Source organism: Actinoplanes sp. NPDC049548 (assembly GCF_040676695.1).
Taxonomy (GTDB): Bacteria; Actinomycetota; Actinomycetes; order Mycobacteriales; family Micromonosporaceae; genus Actinoplanes.
Map to the genome: position 1 here is coordinate 78,341 of NZ_JBFAPM010000011.1, position 16,392 is coordinate 94,732.

At 73.2% G+C, this 16,392-nt stretch carries 19 protein-coding genes and 1 riboswitch; of the genes, 9 read left to right on the forward strand and 10 right to left on the reverse strand.

Annotated features, from left to right (window positions below):
• Window positions 1-410 precede the first annotated feature (410 nt).
• Both AB0J80_RS21985 and AB0J80_RS21990 read left to right on the forward strand, forming a co-directional pair.
• Window positions 411-1,613, forward strand: a complete 1,203-nt coding sequence (locus AB0J80_RS21985) for a M20/M25/M40 family metallo-hydrolase (RefSeq protein ID WP_364707735.1) — start codon at window positions 411-413, stop codon at window positions 1,611-1,613.
• 237 nt (window positions 1,614-1,850) lie between these two features.
• Window positions 1,851-2,528 carry an MBL fold metallo-hydrolase gene (locus AB0J80_RS21990; protein ID WP_364707737.1) on the forward strand — a complete coding sequence of 226 codons (678 nt, stop codon included), beginning with the start codon at window positions 1,851-1,853 and terminating at the stop codon, window positions 2,526-2,528.
• 86 nt (window positions 2,529-2,614) lie between these two features.
• Here the strand turns inward: AB0J80_RS21990 and AB0J80_RS21995 are convergent, their stop codons facing one another.
• The 5 genes from AB0J80_RS21995 to AB0J80_RS22015 form a co-directional block, all read right to left on the reverse strand.
• On the reverse strand, window positions 2,615-3,814 hold the full coding sequence (locus AB0J80_RS21995) for a methyl-accepting chemotaxis protein (protein ID WP_364707740.1): 1,200 nt from the start codon (window positions 3,812-3,814) through the stop codon (window positions 2,615-2,617).
• A 36-nt stretch (window positions 3,815-3,850) separates the two neighbouring features.
• Entirely contained in the window at window positions 3,851-4,225 is a 375-nt protein-coding gene (locus AB0J80_RS22000) for a hypothetical protein (protein WP_364707743.1), read from the reverse strand.
• Window positions 4,226-4,367: 142 nt separating this feature from the next.
• Window positions 4,368-5,024, reverse strand: coding sequence for a hypothetical protein (locus AB0J80_RS22005; RefSeq protein WP_364707745.1), 657 nt, complete (start codon window positions 5,022-5,024; stop codon window positions 4,368-4,370).
• 42 nt (window positions 5,025-5,066) lie between these two features.
• A complete protein-coding gene (locus AB0J80_RS22010; protein WP_364707747.1) occupies window positions 5,067-5,525 on the reverse strand; it encodes a DUF3291 domain-containing protein in 459 nt (152 codons plus the stop codon).
• 23 nt (window positions 5,526-5,548) lie between these two features.
• On the reverse strand, window positions 5,549-6,166 hold the full coding sequence (locus AB0J80_RS22015; protein ID WP_364707749.1) for a helix-turn-helix domain-containing protein: 618 nt from the start codon (window positions 6,164-6,166) through the stop codon (window positions 5,549-5,551).
• A gap of 30 nt (window positions 6,167-6,196) precedes the next feature.
• Between AB0J80_RS22015 and AB0J80_RS22020 the strand changes: the two genes are divergently transcribed.
• Both AB0J80_RS22020 and AB0J80_RS22025 read left to right on the forward strand, forming a co-directional pair.
• Window positions 6,197-6,832 carry a trimeric intracellular cation channel family protein gene (locus AB0J80_RS22020; RefSeq protein ID WP_364707752.1) on the forward strand — a complete coding sequence of 212 codons (636 nt, stop codon included), beginning with the start codon at window positions 6,197-6,199 and terminating at the stop codon, window positions 6,830-6,832.
• Between the two features lie 10 nt (window positions 6,833-6,842).
• Window positions 6,843-7,049, forward strand: a complete 207-nt coding sequence (locus tag AB0J80_RS22025; protein ID WP_364707754.1) for a hypothetical protein — start codon at window positions 6,843-6,845, stop codon at window positions 7,047-7,049.
• 124 nt (window positions 7,050-7,173) lie between these two features.
• Here AB0J80_RS22025 and AB0J80_RS22030 read toward each other — a convergent pair whose 3' ends face one another.
• Window positions 7,174-7,890, reverse strand: a complete 717-nt coding sequence (locus AB0J80_RS22030; protein ID WP_364707757.1) for a nicotinamide mononucleotide transporter family protein — start codon at window positions 7,888-7,890, stop codon at window positions 7,174-7,176.
• A gap of 69 nt (window positions 7,891-7,959) precedes the next feature.
• Window positions 7,960-8,090: riboswitch (FMN riboswitch) on the reverse strand.
• 363 nt (window positions 8,091-8,453) lie between these two features.
• On the opposite strand from AB0J80_RS22030, the gene AB0J80_RS22035 reads away from it, so the two are divergent.
• Together AB0J80_RS22035 and AB0J80_RS22040 are read left to right on the forward strand one after the other, a co-directional pair.
• On the forward strand, window positions 8,454-10,133 hold the full coding sequence (locus AB0J80_RS22035) for a serine/threonine-protein kinase (RefSeq protein ID WP_364707760.1): 1,680 nt from the start codon (window positions 8,454-8,456) through the stop codon (window positions 10,131-10,133).
• Window positions 10,134-10,149: 16 nt separating this feature from the next.
• Window positions 10,150-10,914, forward strand: coding sequence for a dihydrodipicolinate synthase family protein (locus tag AB0J80_RS22040; RefSeq protein WP_364707763.1), 765 nt, complete (start codon window positions 10,150-10,152; stop codon window positions 10,912-10,914).
• Here AB0J80_RS22040 and AB0J80_RS22045 read toward each other — a convergent pair.
• Window positions 10,881-12,029 (reverse strand): CaiB/BaiF CoA-transferase family protein, encoded by a 1,149-nt coding sequence (locus tag AB0J80_RS22045; protein ID WP_364707766.1) that lies wholly within the window; start codon window positions 12,027-12,029, stop codon window positions 10,881-10,883. The genes AB0J80_RS22040 and AB0J80_RS22045 overlap by 34 nt on opposite strands.
• Window positions 12,030-12,040: 11 nt before the next feature.
• Complete coding sequence (locus tag AB0J80_RS22050) at window positions 12,041-12,232, reverse strand: DUF1918 domain-containing protein (protein WP_364707768.1); 192 nt, start codon at window positions 12,230-12,232, stop codon at window positions 12,041-12,043.
• 164 nt (window positions 12,233-12,396) lie between these two features.
• Between AB0J80_RS22050 and AB0J80_RS22055 the strand changes: the two genes are divergently transcribed.
• Entirely contained in the window at window positions 12,397-12,681 is a 285-nt protein-coding gene (locus tag AB0J80_RS22055) for a hypothetical protein (protein WP_364707770.1), read from the forward strand.
• A gap of 21 nt (window positions 12,682-12,702) precedes the next feature.
• Here the strand turns inward: AB0J80_RS22055 and AB0J80_RS22060 are convergent, their stop codons facing one another.
• Window positions 12,703-13,245 carry a universal stress protein gene (locus tag AB0J80_RS22060; protein WP_364707772.1) on the reverse strand — a complete coding sequence of 181 codons (543 nt, stop codon included), beginning with the start codon at window positions 13,243-13,245 and terminating at the stop codon, window positions 12,703-12,705.
• Between the two features lie 168 nt (window positions 13,246-13,413).
• Here AB0J80_RS22060 and AB0J80_RS22065 point away from each other — a divergent pair, with 168 nt between their 5' ends.
• Window positions 13,414-13,971 (forward strand): HD domain-containing protein, encoded by a 558-nt coding sequence (locus AB0J80_RS22065; protein ID WP_364707774.1) that lies wholly within the window; start codon window positions 13,414-13,416, stop codon window positions 13,969-13,971.
• Between the two features lie 47 nt (window positions 13,972-14,018).
• The gene (locus tag AB0J80_RS22070) at window positions 14,019-14,903 is read left to right on the forward strand and encodes an alpha/beta hydrolase (protein ID WP_364707776.1); all 885 of its coding nucleotides are present in this window, start codon (window positions 14,019-14,021) and stop codon (window positions 14,901-14,903) included.
• An 89-nt stretch (window positions 14,904-14,992) separates the two neighbouring features.
• Here AB0J80_RS22070 and AB0J80_RS22075 read toward each other — a convergent pair whose 3' ends face one another.
• Complete coding sequence (locus AB0J80_RS22075; protein WP_364707779.1) at window positions 14,993-16,372, reverse strand: APC family permease; 1,380 nt, start codon at window positions 16,370-16,372, stop codon at window positions 14,993-14,995.
• Window positions 16,373-16,392: the final 20 nt, after the last annotated feature.

Sequence of the window (16,392 nt, forward strand, 5' to 3'; positions counted from 1 at the left end):
TCCTCGACCATTGCCGTACCGAACCAGCAAGGTGGCTGCCGCCGATCACTGTGGAAAGCCGGACGAGGCCCACCGCTGAAGCTGTCACCGGTAGATCCGGCGCACTCCATCACGGCAGATCCGCGCATTCGTAGCGTCCGCGTCGATGTGGCGGACGGTGACACAACGTCATCCGGTGCGAATGAGGTGCATCCGCCACCTATCGATGCTCGTTGTCGCGGGCCTGACGGACAGGGCGGTGTATTTGCTCGACGTGCTGCCTGGCCGCTTCGACGTGCGGGTGGCGGGACCGAGCGGACGCCGGATGACGTGCGCGCGGTGTCAGTGGCAGTGATGCTCGGGACTGCGCAGAGAGGGCGCGAGCCGAAATGGTGGTGCGGGGAATCGACGGCTGTGTGCAGAGTTGCCCGGTGAATCTCGACGAGGAACTGATCGAGCTTCGGCGGGAGATCCACCGTCACCCCGAGCTGGCGGGTGCGGAGCGGGAGACGGCGGGGCTGGTCGCGGAGCAGCTGCGCGCGGCCGGGCTCGAGGTGACGACCGGTGTCGGCGGGCACGGGGTCATCGCGGTGCTCGACGGTTCCGCGGACGGTCCGACGGTGGCGTACCGGGCGGACATGGACGCCGTCGACGCCCGCACGAATGTGCTGCCCATCCCGCGGTCGGGCCGGGTCTTCGACGAGGGCTTCGCCTCGCGCGTCCCCGGCGTCGCGCACCTGTGCGGGCACGACCTGCACACCGCCATCGGCGTCGGCGTCGGCGTCGCCCGGACGCTGGCGCAGGGTCATGAGCCGGTACGGGGCCGGGTGGTGTTCGTCTTCCAGCCGGCCGAGGAACCCCTGCAGGGCGCACGCGCAATGCTCGCCACCGGCCTGGTGCAACGACTCGCGCCGCGCGAGTTCTACGCGCTGCACTGCAGCCCGTTCCCCTCCGGCACCATCGCGGTCTCCCCGGGGTACGGCCTGCCCGGGCTCGACCACGTCCGCATAGTGCTGCCGGGCGGCGACGACGCGGCCGTCGGCGCCGTCGCGGCCGAGGTGGCGGGGCTCGGCACCGTCGAGTTCCCCCGAAGCATCGACGAGTACCACGGGCGATTCCACGCGTTGCTGGCGCCGGACATCGCCGCGACGATGCAGCAGACGGTGAGCGTCGCCCACTGGACCGAGGACACGCCCGCCGTCAATGTCCTGCTCCGCGTGTGGCCGCAGGAGCGGCTTCCCGGGCTGCGCGCACGGATCAAGCAGCTCGCGGCGGACGCCGGCGGGCACGTGGAGCTCCCGGGCGATCCCGTTCCCGCCATGGTGAACTCGGCGGAGCTCAGCACGGCGGCCGGCCGGTACCTGAGCACGGCGCTCGGGCCGGAGTCCGTCTTGTGGGCTCGGGCATCCTGGCCCTTCAACTGCGAGGACTTCGCGCTGTTCCTCGACGAGGCGCCGGGAGCGATGCTCTACCTCGGCGTCGCGGACACCGGGACAGGGATCAACGGCGCGCCGCACGCCCCGGACTTCGCCGCCGACGAGCGAGCGATCGGTCACGGCGTGCGCGCCATGGCCGGCTTACTGGCCAACCGGCTGGCAGCCCGGCCGGCCGAGGGCGACTGCCTCGGGCTCTGATCCGAAGGCGCGTCCCGCTCGGAAGGCGTCCCGCTCGGAAGGCGTCCCGCTCCGAAGGCGTCCCGCCCAGAAGGCGCGTCCCGCCCAGAAGGCGCGTCCCGCCCAGAAGGCGCGTCCCGCCCAGAAGGCACGTCCCGCCCGGGCGACGACACCGGCGCAGTGATGCGGGGCCACCGTTCGGGGGTGCCGCGCGGCGCGGATCGGTAGCGCCGCCGTCCGAAGTGGCATGATCTCGCCATGCGTGAAGTGGTGGACGGGGTCTTCGAAGTCGGTATCGGCTATGTTCACGTCCACCTGGTGGTGACGGACGACGGCGTCGTCCTGGTGGACACCGGGCTGCCCGGCCGGTCGGCGCGGATCGGGCGGGCCCTGCACGACATCCGGCGCAAGATCGGCGACGTCAGCACGATCCTGCTGACCCATCATCACGTCGACCACACCGGCGGGCTCGCCGAGGTGCGGCGCCGGTCCGGGGCGCGGGTGGTCGCCCATCGCGACGACGTTCCGTACGTGACCGGGGAAGCCCAGTTCGTCGTGCGGCATCCGGTGGTGAGGCTGGTCGGCCTGGTCCTGGGCAAGGCCGAACCGGCGCCGGTGGACGAGGTCATCACCACCGCCGTGGCCTCACCTCTGCCCGGGTTCACCGCCGTGCACACGCCCGGGCACACCCCGGGCCACCTGTCGTACCTTTTGGACCGGGACGGCGGCGTCCTCTTCGCCGGCGACGCGGCCGCCGGGGGCCGGAGCGGCAGGATCGGCAGTGCGCCGAAGATGGTGTCGGCCGACCTCGAGGAGGAGCGGCGCAGCGTGGGACGGCTCGCCGCCCTCGACTTCGAGCACGCCGTCTTCGGGCACGGCCCCGCCCTGGCCGGCCGCGCCGTCGAAGCGTTCCGCTCCTACGCCGCCGGGAAGTAGCTCCTACGACGCGGCGAAGTGGCACCTACGCCGTCGCGAAGTAGCGCCGCGGGACCCGCGCCGGGGGCCCGCGGACACCGTCGCGGTCAGGCGGTGAACTCCGCGATGGCGGTTCGCAGTGCCGCGCTGGCGGCGGCCAGTTCGGTCGCGGCTGCTCGGGCGGTGTCGGCCTCCCGGGCCGTGACATCGGTGCTGGCAGCCAGCACGGCGATGGTGTCCGTGATGCGTGCACTGCTGTCCGCCGCCTGGTGCAGGTTCTCGTTGATGTGGCGAGTGGCGACGGTCTGCTCATCGATGGCTGCGGAGATCGTCTCCTGGAAACCCTCGATGCGGCGGATGACGTCCTTGACGGCATCGATGGCTTCGACGGCGGAGCCGGTCCCGCTGCGGATCGCCTGCACCTTGCCGGTGATGTCGCCGGTCGCCCGGCCGGTTTCCTGGGCCAGGTCCTTGACCTCGCCCGCCACCACGGCGAAGCCCTTGCCGTGGGTTCCGGCCCGGGCCGCCTCGATCGTCGCGTTGAGGGCGAGCAGGTTGGTCTGGGCGGCGATCCCGGTGATGAGACCCACGATGTTGCTGATCTCGGCGGAGGACTCGCCGAGCTGGGCGATGGTACGACCGGTGTCCGCCGTGGCCGCCACCGCCTCGCCGGCCACCTCCGTGGCAGTCTCGGCGCTGCTGGCGATGCGGGCGATGGCGTTGCTGACGTCGGCGCTCCCGTCGACGACGGTGCGCAGGCTGGTCAGCACGTCCCCGGCGGCGGCCGACACCTCGGTGGCCTGGGCCCGCGCCACGTCCGCCGAGGTCGTCATCCGGTCGGCGATGCCCGATACGCGGGCGGACATCTGCTCGACGGCTCCGGCGCCTTCCAGCACCTGCCGCACCGCCGTCTGCAGCGACTGGCTGCTGCGATCGACCGCAGCGCCCAGCAGGCCCAGTTCGTCGCGGCGGCGAAGGCCGACGCGGGCGGTGAGGTCACCTTCGGCCAGCCGGGCCAGGGTGCCGACGACCGCACGCAGCGGCCGCACGATGGACCGGGTGACCGCCACCGCGGCGACGATTCCGAGCAGGATCGCGGCTCCCAGCGTGCCGAAGAGGGCGGCGTTGCTGGAGCGACGGGCGTCGTCCATCTCCTCGGCAAGTGCCTTCTGCCGGCCGGCGGTGGAGTCCTGCAGGCGGTCGGCGATGTCGATGGTCCCCGTGTACGCGTGATCCGAGGCACCCTCGTTGACGCTCTTCATGGCGGCCCTGCGGCCCGCGGCGGTGTCCTGGCGCAGCAGCGCCATGATCTCGTCATCGGCGCGGAAGAAGGTGTCCCAGATCTACCGCAGCGGCGCCGCCGTGGCCCGTTCGCCGGCCGTCAGCGGCACCGTCTCCAGAGCGTCCAGCGCCTGATACAGCGCCGCCTTGGACGCCAGCTCGCCGGCCCTGTTGTAGGCGGTGGGCTCGGTGGCGGCGGCACCGCCCACCGTGCCGGCCTCGGCGATGACCAGTCCCTGCCAGCCGGTCACCTCGGCGACCTGGTAGAGGAACTGCTGCACCGCCTCCCGGGCCGCCGCCAGCTTCGCCAGATCCTCGCCGACCCTGTCCTGGGTGCGCATGCCGGCCCAGCCGGCTCCGGCGGTCACGCCGAGCAACACGATCAGCAGCCCGAACGACACGGCAAGCCGGCTCCCGACCCGCATACGGCTCACCATCGGATGAATGCTCCTCGATCTGGAAGGTCTCTTCACCGAGACCATCGACGCCATCCCGGGTGCCTTGAGGCAGACCTCCGGCCGTGATCGGTGAACTCCGCCACGGCGGACCGGCGTCGTCGGCGAGCCGGAGGAGTTCGCGCTACGTGCCTGGACGGCGGGGTGCGGCCAGCCAGCGGACGTGCAGATCGGCGTAGCGCACGGGGTCCACAGCGGCGGGGTCGTCGAGGAGGTTGACCAGCAGGGCGCCGTTGCCGAGCCGGCGCGCCCCGGCTGTGACGTCTGCCGCCGGGGAGGCCGGCAGATCGAGACCGGTACCCAGGTAGGTCCACCAGCCGAGTTCCGCCGGCCATCCGCCGACCGGGTGTTCCGCGTCGTGGATGCCCAGGTCCCACACCTGCTCCATCGACCATTCGTCGAGGACCCTGCCCTGCTCGGCGTCCAGGCGCTGGGCGACGTCGAGCCACAGGCCGGTCAGGCGGCGGTGCAGCTCGCGGAACGCCTCGGCCTCCGGTGTGGGGCGGCGGTGGCAGAAGGTGGCGTCCAGCGCCCACATCAGATGGCCGTCCTCCAGGTTGAGGAAGATGTCGACCTCGTCGCCCGTCCACAGCTGACCGTGTTCGGCGCCGGTCGCCATGGCGTCCAGCGCCCGCTGCGGATCGTCGACCGTTCGCAGGTCGGCGTCCGGGTTCGTGAACAGGTTGATCAGCCCGTCGGGGCGGTGCGGGTGCATGCCGCGCCGGCTCGCCAGGGCGTACACGTCATGGAGGGCCGTCCGCGGCGCGACCCGTGCCGGCACGCGGATCTCCCAGATCCAGTCCGATCCCACGGCGGTGGCGGATCAGACGGCGAGGGGGTCGGGTGCCGGGTACGGCTGGCGCAGCGTGAAGGCCTCGGGCGACGGGCCGGTGCGGGACAGCAGGTCGAGGCGGTCGCTCGCCTGCGTGATGGTCGGCACCTCGCCGGCGGGGATCCACCACAGCACCAGGTGCGGCCGGTCGAGCGGCAGGAACCAGTCGCGCCGCCGGCGCATGGGCTCCAGGTGACCCGACCTGTACGTGTAGTCGCGCAGGGATTCGACGGACTCCCACACCGTGAGGTTGACGATCACGTCGGCCTCGAAGGGCCGCAGGGCGGTCGCGTCGCCGGACTCGTCCTGCAGGCGCCACACGAAGCCGGGGTGGCGGTCGGCCAGGCCGTGGATCTCGGGGAGCAGCGCTACGAAGTCGGCGAGCTCCGGGCTGTCGAGGGGTGCGCGCAAGCGCGCGATGTTGAGCTGGGCGAGGTGGTGGGCCGTCATGCCGAGCAGCCTATCGCTCTATGTCAAGCAGAATTGTTTTTAGACGTGATGGTGACGCAGCAGCCCTCCGGACCCGGATCGAGGCGGGCCACGTGCCCCTCGTCGCCGACCAGGCCCTCGAGCAACGCGAGGTTCAACCCGCAGACCAGCGGCGGGTACGCCTCCGCCAGGGCGTGGAACGGGCAGTTGTGCAGCCGCACGACGGCGTCCGGATCGGTCACCGGCTCGTACCCGAGGGCCCGGAGCCGCTCGAGCAGCGGTCCGCCGGCGAGTTTCGCGCCCTGCTCCCGCGCTGCGGCGTAGACGGCGGGCTCCGCGCCGAGGTCCTCCACCGCTGTCGCCAGGACGTCGGCCAGCAGGCGGTAGTCGCGCGGGGGGATCGAGACCGCGTACTCGGCGCGCGAGCGTCGGTAGAGCTTCGGCGGGCGACCCGCGCCCGGTCCACCGGTACGGGGACCGTACGCGACCTCGAGCAGCCCCGCGTCGACCAGCTTGTCCAGGTGGAACGCGGCCAGGGTGCGGCCGATGCCGACGGCGCCGGCCACGTCGTTGCGGCTCACCGGCTCCGGGGACGCCCCGACGTACTCGTACACGGCCCGGCGCACCGGTTCCCCGAGCGCCGCAACGGCGTCTAGCGACATGAGGGGACGCTACCGCGCCACACTGACGGGATGTCGGGAGCCATGGTCACCGTCCTCGAGTTCGTCGGCATCTACGTGTTCGCCACGTCCGGCGCGTTGCTGGCCGTACACAAGGGCTTCGACGCCGTGGGGATCGTCATCCTGGCTCTGCTCACCGCGCTCGGCGGCGGGATCCTGCGCGACCTGATCATCGGGGACACGCCTCCGGCAGCCTTCACGAACGTGGCCTACCTCGTGATTCCGCTGGTCGCGGCGGTGGTCACCTTCTTCGCGCATCCCCTGGTGCGGCGCCTGACGTTCACCGTGCTCGTCTTCGACGCCGCGGGCCTGGGACTGTTCTGCGTCACCGGCACCCTCAAGGCGCTCGACTTCCACCTGGGGCCGGTCCAGGCGGTGCTGCTCGGCATCACGACCGCGGTCGGCGGCGGCGTGCTGCGCGACATCACCGCCCGGGAGACGCCCGCCTTGCTGGTGGTCGACACCGAGCTCTACGCCATTCCCGCCGCGGTCGGCGCCGTCATGGTCGCCGTCGCGCACGAGGCCGATCTCGCGACACCCGTCGTCGCGGCGGGCGCGGCGACGTTCGCGTTCCTGTTCCGCGTGGTCGCCATGGTCCGCCACTGGACCGCCCCCAGCGCCTGGGAACCCCGCCGTCGCCAGGACTAGCCTCGGGAAGATGACCGGAGAGGACGAGGCCATCGCCCGGGCGGTCCTTCCGCTCCTCGGGGAGCACGAGGCGCTGACCATGGCACAGATCGCGCGGGCGGCCGGCATCGCCGAGACCGAGCTCCGCGCGGTCTTCGCCGACAAGGAGGCCGTCATGCGGGCCTGCGCGGCCATGATGACCAAGACCATGGCCGCGTTGGTGGATCCCGCCGGATGAGGAACGCCTGCGCCTTCCCGCCGACGTCCTCGCCGAAGCGTTCCTCGGCATGACCGCTGGTATCCGCGCGGACCGGTCCGCGCCGACCGCCGGACAGATCGTCGACCTCTTCCTGCGGGGAGCCCTACCCGACCGTCTCCATGGCGGGGGAGTCGAGCCGCTGGGGCTGGGCCGTGCGGGACAGCCGCAGCCAGACCACGAAGCCCCAGATGACGAACCCGGCGTAGACCGCGTACAGGACGGCTGACGGGTAGTAGCGGAAGTGCAGCAGCTCGGGAACGCCGACCAGGTCGACCGCGATCCAGCAGAGCCAGAACTCGACCCAGCCGCGGGCCATCGCATACGTCGCCAGGATCGAGCCCACGAAGATCCAGGAGTCGGCGAGGTAGTACCACCACGGGACCGGGAAGCCCGCTCCGACGGCGCGGAAGACGAAGAAGCAGAGGACCACCGCGGCCAGGGCCAGGGGTAGGACCACCGCGCGCTGGCGGGGGGTGGCCCAGTGCGGCACCACCGCCGCGCCGCCCGGGTCGAGGCGGTTGCGGCGCCAGCGCCACCAGCCGTAGACGCTGGTGGCGATGAAGAAGACCTGGCGGGATGCCTGGCCGTAGAGCGGGGTGCCCTGGTCGTTGCCGAGCGCCTGGCCCAGGAACACCGTGAAGAGCAGGACGTTGCCGACGATTCCCACCGGCCACGCCCAGGCGCTGCGGCGCAGGCCGAACAGGGCCGAGCCGAGGCCGAAGGCGTTGCCGACGATCTCCCGGTAGTAGATCGCCTGAGTGTCGGTGACCTGCCACTTCGCGTCGTAGAACGCGGTCAGCATCGTGTCCAGCCAGTGCATCCGGACCACCTCCGTGTGCGGACAGAGGTGCACGCCGGGGAGCGACCGCGCACGCGGGTGACGAACCGTCCGCGTGCTGCCTCCCATCCGGACTTTCACCGTCGGTCCCGGAATTCCACCGGGTCAACCGGCCGCCGGCTGCGGTCGGGTCGCGGACTGTCACCGCCGGTTCGGACTTTCACCGACCCCGGAGCACGCTGAACGATGGTGCTGGATCGGATGCTAGTCCCGTTTCGGGCCGGCGCCGGGACAAGCGACGAACGCCACATCGCGCCGCGGCGCAACCCTGCCCAACGAGGCTGCCGGACCGCGGTGACGGCGCCGTGGCGGGGCTCGCGGCTGCTGACAGTTCGGGCGTGCATCCCTTGTCGGCACGCGCATCGACGACCACGATCGTCGGCGCCACGCCGACAAACGCGGCCGGACAAGCCCCGCCGACAAGCGCCGCCGCACGAACCCGGCCGGACGAGCCCCGCCGACAGACGCGGCCGGACGAACCCGGCCGACAAGCCCCGCCGACAAACGCGCGGCGCCGCGCGGAAGACGGAAGGATCCGACATCACGTGTCGTACATCCCCTCAGCGTCCGGTGAGGCCGCGACGATCGATCTCAGCGGGCGCTGCGTCGGGAGCTCCTACGTCCTGATCTGCCCGGTCGGGCAGGGCGCCACCGGGACGGTCTGGCGCGGTCTGGAGCAGAACTCCGGCGACCAGGTGGCGGTGAAGCTGCTGCACGAGGGCCTGTTGCGCCAGCCCAAGCTGGTCACCCGGTTCGTGCAGGAGCGGTCGATCCTCAAGATGCTGCGGCACGAGCACATCGTCGGCGTCCGGGACCTGTTCAGCGTGGGGGAGTCGCTCGCGCTGGCCATGGACTTCGTGGGCGGCGGCAGCCTGCGGGAACGGCTGCGCGCCGCCGGCACGCTGGAGCCGGCCGAGGCGGCGCGGCTGCTCGCCCAGGTGGCCGCGGCGCTCGCCCAGGCCCACTCGCTGGGGGTGGTGCACCGCGACGTCAAGCCGGACAACATCCTGCTGCACGTCCGCGCCGAGCGGGCCGACGTGCGGCTCACCGACTTCGGTATCGCCCGGGTCCTGGACGCCCCCGGGGTGACCACCCCGCACGCGGTGATCGGAACGCCGCACTACATGGCCCCGGAGGCGATCAGCGGCGGCGACGCGACGCCCGCCGCCGACGTGTACGCCCTCGGCATCGTCCTGTTCGAGCTCGTGGCGGGCCGTACGCCGTACACGGGGGAGCCGTTCGCCGTCCTGCGCGGACATCTCGACGAGGCGCCCCGGCGCCCGGACGGCATGCCGGACCCGGTCTGGCGGGTGATCGGCCGGTGTCTCGGCAAGGACCCGGCGACCCGGCCGTCAGCGGCGGAGCTGGAGGTCATGCTGCGGGACCTGCGCGAGGAACAGGCCGGCGTACCGGCGCTGACCGCCCCGCCGGCCGCCCCGGAGGCCGCCGTGTCCGCCGTGACGCCGCCGCGGGGTGCCCGGTCCCGGCCCAGGCGCCGGCCTCCGAACCGTCCCCGCAGCTGGGCGTGGGGCCGCCGGGGCGCGCTGGCCGTCCTGGTCGCCGGCACGGTCGCCGGGTCGGTCCTCAGTGGGTACAGCGCGTGGCAGGTGCAGGAGAACCGCGCGGCCGGCAACCAGGCGGCGCTCCCGGGAACCGCCCCGGCCGCTCCGGACCGGTCCGCGCTGCCCGCCGCGAAGACGGCCACCGGGGCAGCGCCCGCGGTCGGGGCCCGCGGAACGGGCTCGGACGTGCCCAGCCTCGCCGCGCACCGCGCTTCCGCGGACGGTGCCGGCCCCGATGTCGCGGCGTCGGTGGGCGCCGGGGTGGACACCGGCGCCGGCAAGGTGAGCGGGGACGCCGACGTCGCGTTCGGACCGTACCGGTGCGGCGAGGAGTACGAGTGGGATGTCGGCCACCCGGTCCTCGCCCAGCCGTGCCACGCCCTGGGCGGCAAGGTGCGGGTGATGGGCCACATGGAGGCCACGCCGGGAGTGCAGGCCGACGTCTCGCTGACGGTGCGCGACGCCCGGACCGACGAGGTGGTGGCCGGCCCGTACACCTGTGAGGGGCTGATGTTCACCGACTTCGCGCTGCAGCAGACGTGCGGCCCTGCGGACCTGGCCGCGCCGCACGGGCATCGCTACGTGGTGGTGCAGACCTGGCGCTACACCGGCCGCTCGCTGCTGCCCGGAGGGACAGCGCGAGGCCTCGAGTTCGACTGGTGAGCCGTAGGCTGGCGGCATGACTGCAGCGCTCTGGCAGGGGCCGGCCGTGGCGCTGGTCAACCTGTTCGACGCCGACGGTGGCATCGACGCACCCGCGACGGCCGCCCACGCCGCCCGGCTGGTCGCGGCCGGGTTGCGGGCGGTGCTGGTGAACGGCAGCACGGGCGAGGCGTCCACATTGACCGATGCCGAACGGGTCGCGCTGGTCACCGCCGTGCGGGAGGCGTGCCCCGGCGTGCCGGTGCTGGCGGGTGCTTCCGGCGAGTGGCGGGGTCAGGCCGCGGCACGGGTACGCTCGGCGGCGCAGGCGGGCGCGGACGCGGTCCTCGTGGCACCGCCGCGGCTCGGCGGCGACCTGGGTGCCTTCTACGCCGCGGTCGCGGAGGCCGCCGGTTCGCTGCCGGTGCTGGCGTACCACTTCCCGCCGGTGGCCGGTGGGCCGGTGCCGGTCGACGTGCTCGCCACGCTGCCCGTGAGCGGGATCAAGGACTCCAGCGGCGACCCGGTCCGCCTCGGCGCGGAGCTTCAGCTGGGCTGGGACGGCGCGGTCTACTCCGGTGCGGCGGCGCTGCTGGGGTACGCCGGGTGGCTGGGCGCCACCGGGGCCATCGTGGCGGCGGCGAACCTCGTACCGGAGGACTGCCTGGCGGCCTGGGACCGGGACGCGGCCGCCCAGCTGCGGGTGTTGCGGGCCGAGCGGGAGGCGAAGGCGGCGCCGGGCGGCCTCAAGGCCGCGGTCGCCGCCCGTTACGGCACGTCGCCGTTCCGCCGGGAGGGCTGACCCCAGTCCCGCAGCACGTCCGCCACCTCGACGCGGTCGCGGTCCGGGTCGGGCGCCGGGCGTGGCGGTGCCGCGGGTGTCCGGCCGAAGCGGGGCGCCGGGGCCGGCTGCAGCTCGGTGCCGACGGCGACGAACGTGCCGCGCTCATGGTGGTGCGGGTGCCCGGGTGCCTCGACCGGCGAGAGCACCGGCGTCACGCAGGCGTCCAGGCCGTCGAAGACCGTGGCCCACTCGTCTCGCGTACGCCCCGCAAACGCCTCCGTGAAGCGCTGCCGCAGCACCGGCCAGTTTGCACGGTCGTACTGTTCGGGCAGGCCGGTGTCGCCGTCGAGGCCGAGGCCCGCCAGCAGGTTCGCGTAGAACGCCGGTTCCAGCGCGCCGACGGCCGTGAACCCGCCGTCCGCGGTGGCATACGTGTCGTAGAACGGCGCGCCGCCGTCCAGCAGGTTGGTGCCCCGCGGCCCGTCCCATCGCCCGGTGCCGACGAGGCCGTGCAGGAACGCCGTGAGCAGCGCGGAACCGTCGACCATGGCGGCGTCGACCACCTGCCCGGCACCGGAGCGTTCCCGTTCCAGCAGGGCGGCGAGCACCCCCACGACGAGCAGCATCCCGCCGCCGGCGAAGTCGCCGAGCAGGTTCATCGGCGCGTGCGGTGCTGCCCCGGCGCGGCCGAGCGGCTCCAGCACGCCGGCCAGCGCGATGTAGTCGATGTCGTGGCCGGCGCGGTGCGCCAGGGGGCCGTGCTGGCCCCAGCCGGTCATGCGGGCGTACACGAGACGGGGGTTGCGCCGCAGGCACACCTCGGGTCCGAAGCCGAGACGCTCGGCGACGCCCGGCCGGTAGCCCTCGACCAGGACGTCGGCGTGGTCGGCGAGGCGCAGCAGGTCGGCCACCCCGGGCGGCGACTTGAGGTCGAGCGCGGTGACCCGGCGGTTGCGCTGCAACGGGCCGCCCGGGGGCGGTGCGAGCGGGTCGGCGGCCGGCGGGCCGGGCCGGTCCACCCGCACCACGTCCGCGCCCAGGTCAGCGAGCATCATGCACCCGAAAGGCGCCGGCGCGAGCCCGGCGAGCTCGACGACCCGGACGCCGGCCAGTGGTCCCCGTCGGTCAGCCATGCCGGGAATTGTCACCCGGCGGGCGACTCCACGTGGGCCTCCGGGCCGGGGAACACCAGCGCCTCGTGGTCGGTGCCCAGCCAGCGGACCCGGTACGGCGGGGTGCCGTCGGGGTGCGGGACGTCCACGATGACACCGACCCGCTGGGGGTCGCCGAGGTGGATTCCCTTCAGGACGAGCCGGTCTCCGGTGTGCGCGATCATCATTCCTCCCGTCTGCCGGTGCTGGGTCCGAGCCCAGCATTGCCGGGGCGGCCCTCGGTGTCAGGCCCGGGGGACATGTCTCATCGGGTGATGCTCATTCGGGACATAGGCCTCTGTCGTTCATGCGGGCGGGGGACGAACATGTCCCGCGGAGGTGAGGCCCGATGCTGCTGACACTGATCATCACCGTCGCCCTCCTCGCCGCGTTCGTCCAGGTCCTGTGGCCGGACCCGACCGACCGGCCGGACGGGAGCGATGCCGGGAGCGGCGCCGGTGAGCCGGCCCGCGAGCCCGAGACGCTCGAGGGCGCCCTGGTCGCCCAGCTCGCCACCGGTGACATCACCCGGCGGCAGTACGTACGCGCGATGGAGATCCTGGCCGCCCGCGACGACGAACGGCATCCGCTCGCCGTGCCTCCGGACACCGGACCGGCGGCCACCGGAGGCTGACGCCCGGGCCGGCGGGCTCGATCAGCCGCCCGCCGGCGGGAGCACGGCGAGCGGGCAGCGCGTCGCGCCGATCAGGCCCTGCACGGTGTGCCCGAGGGGTTCGCCGCCGTGGTCATCGCCGCGCGCCGCCACGACGAGCAGGGAGGCGCCCGAGCTGAGTGCGCACAGGGCGCGGGCCGGATCGTCGTCGTGCCGGATCTCGCGCTCGGCCGCGGCGGCCTCGTCGTCGCCGAGGTGGTCGTAGAGGACCGCGGAGAGCAGCCGATCGGCGTCGCACATCGCCTCCCGCGCCGAGCCGCGCCCGCCCCAGACGTGCACGACGCGCAGGGGGACGGAACGCCGGCGGGCCTCGGCGGCGGCGTACCGCAGGACGGGACCGCACGTGGCGTCGTCGCAGACGGCCGCGACGACTGCGGCGCGGGGCTCCGGACGGGCGCATCCCGGCACGACGACGGCCTCCCCGGTGTCACCGGCCCCCGCGTTGCGCCGTGTGGTGGTCAGTTTGAGGATCGCTGAGGCGACATCTCCGGCGTTCACGCCGGTTCCGGACAGTCCTGTGGTCATGGTTCACCCGTCCTCGGACGACGCGTGTGGTTAGCGTCACTTTCAGCATGGCGCGTTTCCGCGGCCGCGGCCAGGGTCCGAGGACCCCGGTACGGCACGACCGGGTGATTCAGCCGGCGGCCACGGCTCGGCAAGGTTCCGTTCACCTTCGAGGACGACGATCCGCCGATGACGGTACGCACACCGGTCCTCGCCTCGGCCGCCCGGGAGGTCGCGTTCGGACTGCTCGGCACGATGGGCGATCGCTGGCGGCACACCCGGGGCGTCGCCGAGCGGGCCGGCGAGCTGGCGTCCGCGCTCGACCTCGACGCCGACATCCTGGTGTCCGCGGCCTGGCTGCACGACATCGGGTACGCCGCCCCGGCCGTCGTCACGGGCTTCCACCCCCTCGACGGCGCCGACCACATCGCCGGGCACGGCTGGCCACTGTCGATCGCCGCGTACGTCGCCCACCACTCCGGGGCGCGGTTCGTGGCGGCGGCGCGCGGGCTGGCCGAGCGGCTCGCGGCGTACCCGTACGAGGAAGGCCTCGTGTCGGACGCGCTGACGTACGCCGACCAGACGGTGGGCCCGCGCGGCGACCGGGTGAGCGTCACGGACCGGCGCGCGGAGATGCTGCGGCGGCACGGCCCCTGCTCGTGGAACGCGCGGGTGGACCATCTGCGCGGGCCGTACCTGGCGGCGGTCGCCGAGCGCGTCGAACGTCACCTGGCGGTCATCCACTGACGTCGATAACGTGGCAGGTCCCGCCGGATCCGAGGAGAGGTGGCGACGTGCCCGTAGCGAAGACCAACGGCGTCGAGCTGGCGTACGAGACACTGGGCGACCCGGCGGCACCACCGCTGCTGCTCATCATGGGCCTGGGCGCGCAGCTCATCGACTGGCCGCAGGAGTTCTGCGAGCTGTTGGTCGGCCAGGGCCTGTACGTCGTCCGCTTCGACAACCGTGACACCGGCCTGTCCACGATCCTCGACGAGCTCGGGGTTCCCGACCTGACCGCCCTGCGCTCCGGCGACCCGTCCTCGGTGCCCTACCTGCTGGCCGACATGGCGGCGGACACCGCGGGCCTGCTGGACGAGCTCGGCATCGCCCGGGCGCACGTCGTGGGCGCCTCGCTGGGCGGCATGGTCGCGCAGCAGCTCGCCATCGACCATCCGGAGCGGGTCGCGAGCCTCTGCTCGATCATGTCGACCACCGGTGACCGTGCCGTGGGCCGCCCGACCCCGCAGGCGGCGGCGCTGCTCGGCCGCCCGCCGGTGACCACCCGTGAGGAGGTCCTCGCCAACGCGGTCTCCGGTTCCCGGGTGATCGGCTCGCCCGGTTTCCCCGCGGCCGAGGAGGAGCTGCTGCGCCGGGCGTCGGCGAAGTACGACCGGTCCTACCGTCCGCTGGGGACGCTGCGGCAGTATGCGGCGGTGCTCGCCTCGCCCGACCGCACTCCGGGTCTGCGGCAGGTGAGAGTGCCGACGCTGGTCATCCACGGCGAGGACGACCCGCTGGTCGACGTGAGCGGCGGCCGGGCGACGGCCGCCGCGGTCCCGGACGCGCGGCTGCTCACCGTGCCCGGGATGGGCCACGACCTGCCGCGCGCGCTGTGGCCGCGCATCGTCGAGGCGATCGCCGGCAACGTCCGGCGGGCGGGTGAGGACGGCCGCTGAGGGCGGCGGGGGCCCGGCGAGCGGGTGAGGACGGTGCGCCTCAGGCGGGCCGGCGGGCAGGTCAGGACGGCCGCTGAGGGCGGCGTGCCTCAGGCGGCGCGGGCCGGGTCGCCGGTGAGGCGGTGGTGGGCGTAGGTCGCCGCCCAGAGCACCATGCCGATCACCAACAGCACGCCCGCCACCCGGTAGTCGCTGCCGGCGCGGCCGGACAACGGGCTGGCCAGGTACGCACAGAGGACCGCGCCGAGCACCGGGATCACCGTCGGGGCGCGGAAGTGCCGGTGCTCGACCCGGTCGCGCCGCAGCACCAGCACGGCAACGTTGACGATGGTGAAGACGCAGAGCAGCAGCAGCGACGTCGTCCCGCCCAGCGCCGCCAGGTCGGCGAACCAGATCAGCCCGAACGCCACCAGCGTGGTGAACACGATTCCCACCCAGGGCGTACGCCGGGAGCGGTGCACCCGGCCCAGCACCCTCGGCAGCACCCGCTCGTTCGCCATGCCGTAGAGCAGGCGGCTGGCCATCAGCATGTTGATGAGCGCCGAGTTGGCCACGGCGAACATGGTGATGAAGGCGAAGATCGTCAGCGGGAACGCCGGCGCCCCCGCCGACACGACCTTGAGCAGCGGCGCGTCGCCCTCGCCGAGGTCGGCGGGCGTGACCAGGGCGATCGACGAGATCGCCACCAGCACGTAGATCAGTCCGGTGATGCACAGCCCGGTGAGCATCACCTTGGGGAAGATGCGCACCGGGTCCTTCGTCTCCTCGGCCATGTTGACGGAGTCCTCGAAGCCGACCATCGCGAAGAACGCGAGGGCGGTCGCGGCGGTGACCGAGAGGAACGCGTTCTCACCCGGCGGCGCGTGGAACTCCACCAGCCGCGACAGGTCTCCCTCGCCGCCGCCGAGCGCCCACGCACCGATGCCGATGACGATCAGCAGGCCTGTGAGCTCCACGCACGTGAGCAGGACGTTGAGCTTGACACTCTCGCCGACGCCCCGGAAGTTGATCAGTGCGATGAGGGTCATGAAGGCGATCGCCACCGCGGTCAGCCCGAGCCCCTCACCCAGCGACAGGTCGAACGCCTCGGCGAAGTTGCCGGCGAAGGCCTTCGAGGCGCTGGACGCGGAGGTCAGCCCGGAGCACATCACCGCGAAGGTGACCATGAAGGTCAGGAAGTGCACGCCGAAGGCCTTGTGGGTGTACAGGGCCGCGCCGGCCGCGCGCGGGTACTTGGTGACGAGCTCGAGGTAGCTGAACGCGGTCAGCAGCGCCACGACGAACGCGAGCAGGAACGGCAGCCACACCGCGCCGCCCACCTCGGCCGCAACCTTGCCGGTGAGGGCGTACACGCCCGTGCCGAGGATGTCGCCGACCACGAAGAGCAGGAGTAACCCGGGGCCGATCACCCGGTTGAGCGCCGGCTCGCCGCCGGTCGTGGTCGCGTCCTGGGTGCCCGCCTCTGCCATGGTCGCGTACCTCCCCGGTT